Origin of the sequence: Nocardioides carbamazepini (assembly GCF_024614185.1) — a bacterium.
Classification (GTDB): Bacteria; Actinomycetota; Actinomycetes; order Propionibacteriales; family Nocardioidaceae; genus Nocardioides; species Nocardioides carbamazepini.
Genome location: NZ_JAHTLF010000001.1, coordinates 1 through 5,573 on the forward strand (window position 1 = coordinate 1; position 5,573 = coordinate 5,573).

At 55.8% G+C, this 5,573-nt stretch carries 3 rRNA genes; all 3 read right to left on the reverse strand.

Annotated elements, in window-relative coordinates:
* Positions 1 to 7: 7 nt before the first annotated feature.
* A 5S ribosomal RNA gene (gene rrf, locus KVF89_RS00005) occupies positions 8 to 124 on the reverse strand.
* 167 nt (positions 125 to 291) lie between these two features.
* Positions 292 to 3,427: ribosomal RNA gene (locus KVF89_RS00010) — 23S ribosomal RNA — on the reverse strand.
* Positions 3,428 to 3,873: 446 nt separating this feature from the next.
* A 16S ribosomal RNA gene (locus tag KVF89_RS00015) occupies positions 3,874 to 5,391 on the reverse strand.
* Together the 16S, 23S and 5S rRNA genes form the textbook arrangement of a ribosomal RNA operon.
* Between the last annotated feature and the right edge of the window lie 182 nt (positions 5,392 to 5,573).

The following is a 5,573-nucleotide window of genomic DNA, read 5'->3' on the forward strand; positions in this document are numbered from 1 at the left end:
AATGTTTGTCCGGCGGCGTCCTACTCTCCCACATCCTCGCGGTTGCAGTACCATCGGCGCTGGCAGGCTTAACTTCCGGGTTCGGGATGGGACCGGGTGTTTCCCTGCCGCTATGGCCGCCGTAACTCTATGAACCCCTGTCATGTCCCACCCATCGGGGGCGTGTGTTGGGTCGAGGTGTTCTCGACCGAACCCACACCCGTCCAGGGTGGTCGGGGTTGGATCTTCATCGTGGACGCGCAGCACCATCACAGTGTGTGTTTGGTGTTGTTGAGTGTGTTGGGGGTTTGTTGTGGCAAGTCTTCGGCCTATTAGTACCGGTCGGCTGGGCATTGCTGCTGTACACCTCCGGCCTATCAACCCAATAATCTGTTGGGGGCCTTAACCCACTAGGGGTGGGAAACCTCATCTTGAAACGTGCTTCCCGCTTAGATGCGTTCAGCGGTTATCACTTCCGAACGTAGCCAACCAGCCATGCACCTGGCGGTACAACTGGCACACCAGAGGTTCGTCCATCCCGGTCCTCTCGTACTAGGGACAGCCTTTCTCAAGTTTCCTACGCGCGCGGCGGATAGGGACCGAACTGTCTCACGACGTTCTAAACCCAGCTCGCGTGCCGCTTTAATGGGCGAACAGCCCAACCCTTGGGACCTACTCCAGCCCCAGGATGCGACGAGCCGACATCGAGGTGCCAAACCATCCCGTCGATATGGACTCTTGGGGAAGATCAGCCTGTTATCCCCGGGGTACCTTTTATCCGTTGAGCGACAACGCTTCCACTCGCCGTTGCCGGATCACTAGTTCCGACTTTCGTCCCTGCTCGACATGTCTGTCTCACAGTCAAGCTCCCTTGTGCACTTACACTCAACACCTGATTGCCAACCAGGCTGAGGGAACCTTTGAGCGCCTCCGTTACATTTTGGGAGGCAACCGCCCCAGTTAAACTACCCATCAGGCACTGTCCCTGAACCAGATCATGGCCCTAGGTTAGACATCTAGTACGACCAGAGTGGTATTTCAACGATGACTCCACAACCACTGGCGTGGCCACTTCACAGTCTCCCACCTATCCTACACAAGCCGAACCAAACACCAATGCCAAACTATAGTAAAGGTCCCGGGGTCTTTCCGTCCTGCCGCGCGTAACGAGCATCTTTACTCGTAGTGCAATTTCGCCGAGTCCATGGTTGAGACAGTAGGAAAGTCGTTACTCCATTCGTGCAGGTCGGAACTTACCCGACAAGGAATTTCGCTACCTTAGGATGGTTATAGTTACCACCGCCGTTTACTGGGGCTTAAATTCTGAGCTTCGATCTTACGATCTAACCCGTCCTCTTAACCTTCCAGCACCGGGCAGGAGTCAGTCCGTATACATCGTCTTACAACTTCGCACGGACCTGTGTTTTTAGTAAACAGTCGCTTTCCCCTGGTCTCTGCGGCCCCTCACGCTACACCGGCAAGCGGCTACACGATCCGGGCCCCCCTTATCCCTAAGTTACGGGGGCATTTTGCCGAGTTCCTTAACCATGGTTGTCTCGATCGCCTCGGTATTCTCTACCTGATCACCTGAGTCGGTTTCGGGTACGGGCGGCTCATGGCTCGCTAGAGGTTTTTCTCGACAGCATAGGATCACCCACTTCGGCCAAAGGCCTCGGCATCACATCTCAGACTCACCCACCAAAGGGCTGTGACCCGGATTTGCCTAAGTCACGTCCTACATGCTTACCCGCCGTCTACCATCGCGGCGGTTGGGCTACCTTCCTGTGTCACCCCATCGCTTGACTACTACCGGATAGGATCCCACGCTCCACGCCAAGCCCTCACCCCGAAGGGATCAGTACAAGACGCTTCGGGTGGTTAGCATCACCGGGCTCATCATGGGCGCCATTTCGCCGGTACGGGAATATCAACCCGTTGTCCATCGACTACGCCTGTCGGCCTCGCCTTAGGTCCCGACTTACCCAGGGCAGATTAGCTTGACCCTGGAACCCTTGATCAATCGGCGCACGGGTTTCTCACCCGTGATTCGCTACTCATGCCTGCATTCTCACTCGTGTCACGTCCACACCTGGATCACTCCGGCGCTTCACCCGTGACACGACGCTCCCCTACCCAGCTCCACCCCTGGACAAGTTACCCTGCCTGGGTTAAATGGAACTGCCATGGCTTCGGCGGATGGCTTGAGCCCCGCTACATTGTCGGCGCGGAATCACTTGACCAGTGAGCTATTACGCACTCTTTCAAGGATGGCTGCTTCCAAGCCAACCTCCTGGTTGTCACTGCGACTCCACATCCTTTTCCACTTAGCCACCTCTTAGGGGCCTTAGCCGATGGTCTGGGCTGTTTCCCTCTCGACTATGAAGCTTATCCCCCACAGTCTCACTGCCACGCTCTCACTTACCGGCATTCGGAGTTTGGCTAACGTCAGTAACCTTGTAGGGCCCATCGGCTATCCAGTGCTCTACCTCCGGCAAGAAACACGCAACGCTGCACCTAAATGCATTTCGGGGAGAACCAGCTATCACGGAGTTTGATTGGCCTTTCACCCCTATCCACAGGTCATCCCCTCCATTTTCAACTGAAGTGGGTTCGGTCCTCCACGCCGTCTTACCGGCGCTTCAACCTGCCCATGGATAGATCACTCCGCTTCGGGTCTAGAACACGCGACTCAAACGCCCTATTCAGACTCGCTTTCGCTACGGCTACCCCACACGGGTTAACCTTGCCACGTATCGCTAACTCGCAGGCTCATTCTTCAAAAGGCACGCCGTCACCACAAAGAGCCACAAGGACCCTCCCAGCTCCGACGGATTGTAGGCACATGGTTTCAGGTACTATTTCACTCCCCGCCAGGGGTACTTTTCACCTTTCCCTCACGGTACTGGTCCGCTATCGGTCATCGAGGAGTATTTAGGCTTAACGGGTGGTCCCGCCAGATTCACACACCATTCCAGGAGTAGCGTGTTACTTGGGAAATGCTGAACACAGCTCCAACCTATCGTCTACGGGGCTATCACCCGCTCCGGCACCGCTTTCCAACGGACTTCGACCTCGTTTGAAGTTTCTTACTGTGCTCCACCCCGGCAGAGGCAGAAACAACACTCCCACAACCCCCACACCGCAACGCCTGCCGGCTATCACACGACATGGGTTTAGCCTCATCCGATTTCGCTCGCCACTACTCTCGGAATCACTTTTGTTTTCTCTTCCTACGGGTACTGAGATGTTTCACTTCCCCGTGTTCCCTCCACACACCCTATTTCATTCAGATGTGGGTAACTGGACATAACTCCAGCTGGGTTTCCCCATTCGGACATCCCCGGATCAACGCTCGGTTGCCAACTCCCCAGGGCATATCGCAGGCTCCAACGTCCTTCATCGGCTCTCGATGCCAAGGCATCCACCATGTGCCCTTAACAACTTGCCCACAACAAACCACCAACACACACAACAACCCCACCCCCACCACCATCCTAAAGAAGGCAACAGAAGTCGAGCAGTCACATCATGCCAGCGGCCCTCACAACCCGAGTCACACCCGAGCCTGTGGAACAAACCTCATTAAGAGAACACACAAAACAATCACGAAACAAACACTATAATTAATGCTCGCGTCCACTATGAAGAAGTCAAACAACCAGAAGCCAAACCAGCCCCAACCCAGCCCCCCACACCAAGGTCACCCCCGATGCAGAGTTATCCAGCCAAGCGGCGTCTGATGCCTCAGACACCCAACAGCGTGCCATACCTACCGAACGAACCAACCACGAACAAACATCCGCAGCCAACCATCCAACGATCATTGTGTTCCACTATCCGAACACCCCATATATCAACAACTCATTCGGCTGTCGAGGCGGGTGTGCTCCTTAGAAAGGAGGTGATCCAGCCGCACCTTCCGGTACGGCTACCTTGTTACGACTTCGTCCCAATCGCCAGCCCCACCTTCGACGGCTCCTTCCACAAGGGTTAGGCCACCGGCTTCGGGTGTTGCCGACTTTCGTGACGTGACGGGCGGTGTGTACAAGGCCCGGGAACGTATTCACCGCAGCGTTGCTGATCTGCGATTACTAGCGACTCCGACTTCATGGGGTCGAGTTGCAGACCCCAATCCGAACTGAGACCGGCTTTTTGGGATTCGCTCCCCCTCACGGGATCGCAGCCCTTTGTACCGGCCATTGTAGCATGCGTGAAGCCCTGGACATAAGGGGCATGATGACTTGACGTCATCCCCACCTTCCTCCGAGTTGACCCCGGCAGTCTCCCATGAGTCCCCGGCATAACCCGCTGGCAACATGGAACGAGGGTTGCGCTCGTTGCGGGACTTAACCCAACATCTCACGACACGAGCTGACGACAGCCATGCACCACCTGTACACCAGTATCAAAGAGACCCCCATCTCTGGGGGCTTCCGGTGTATGTCAAACCCAGGTAAGGTTCTTCGCGTTGCATCGAATTAATCCGCATGCTCCGCCGCTTGTGCGGGCCCCCGTCAATTCCTTTGAGTTTTAGCCTTGCGGCCGTACTCCCCAGGCGGGGCGCTTAATGCGTTAGCTACGGCACGGAACCCATGGAATAGGCCCCACACCTAGCGCCCAACGTTTACGGTGTGGACTACCAGGGTATCTAATCCTGTTCGCTCCCCACACTTTCGCTCCTCAGCGTCAGGTAATGCCCAGAGAACCGCCTTCGCCACCGGTGTTCCTCCTGATATCTGCGCATTTCACCGCTACACCAGGAATTCCATTCTCCCCTGCATACCTCTAGTCTGCCCGTATCGAAAGCCAGCCATGAGTTAAGCCCATGGTTTTCACTCCCGACGCGACAAACCGCCTACGAGCCCTTTACGCCCAATAATTCCGGACAACGCTCGGACCCTACGTATTACCGCGGCTGCTGGCACGTAGTTGGCCGGTCCTTCTTCTGTACCTACCGTCACTCTCGCTTCGTCGGTACTGAAAGAGGTTTACAACCCGAAGGCCGTCATCCCTCACGCGGCGTTGCTGGATCAGGCTTCCGCCCATTGTCCAATATTCCCCACTGCTGCCTCCCGTAGGAGTCTGGGCCGTGTCTCAGTCCCAGTGTGACCGGTCACCCTCTCAGGCCGGCTACCCGTCAAAGCCTTGGTGAGCCATTACCTCACCAACAAGCTGATAGGCCGCGAGCACATCCTGCGCCGAAAAACTTTCCACACCACCACATGCGTGACAGTGTCATATCCGGTATTAATCACCGTTTCCGGTGGCTATCCCAGAGCACAGGGCAGATTACTCACGTGTTACTCACCCGTTCGCCGCTCGAGTACCCCCGAAGGAGCCTTTCCGCTCGACTTGCATGTGTTAAGCACGCCGCCAGCGTTCGTCCTGAGCCAGGATCAAACTCTCCATAAGAAAATCCAAACCCAACAACAGAAACTGCTGACAAACTGTCATCAGAATCATCATTGCCGAAAACACACGCCCAACCCCAGAATCCAAACCCCCGAAGGAATCCATCAACACAGAGCCAGACGCACACAAACGTCACAACAATCTATGCATGACACACTGTTGAGTTCTCAAACATCACACGC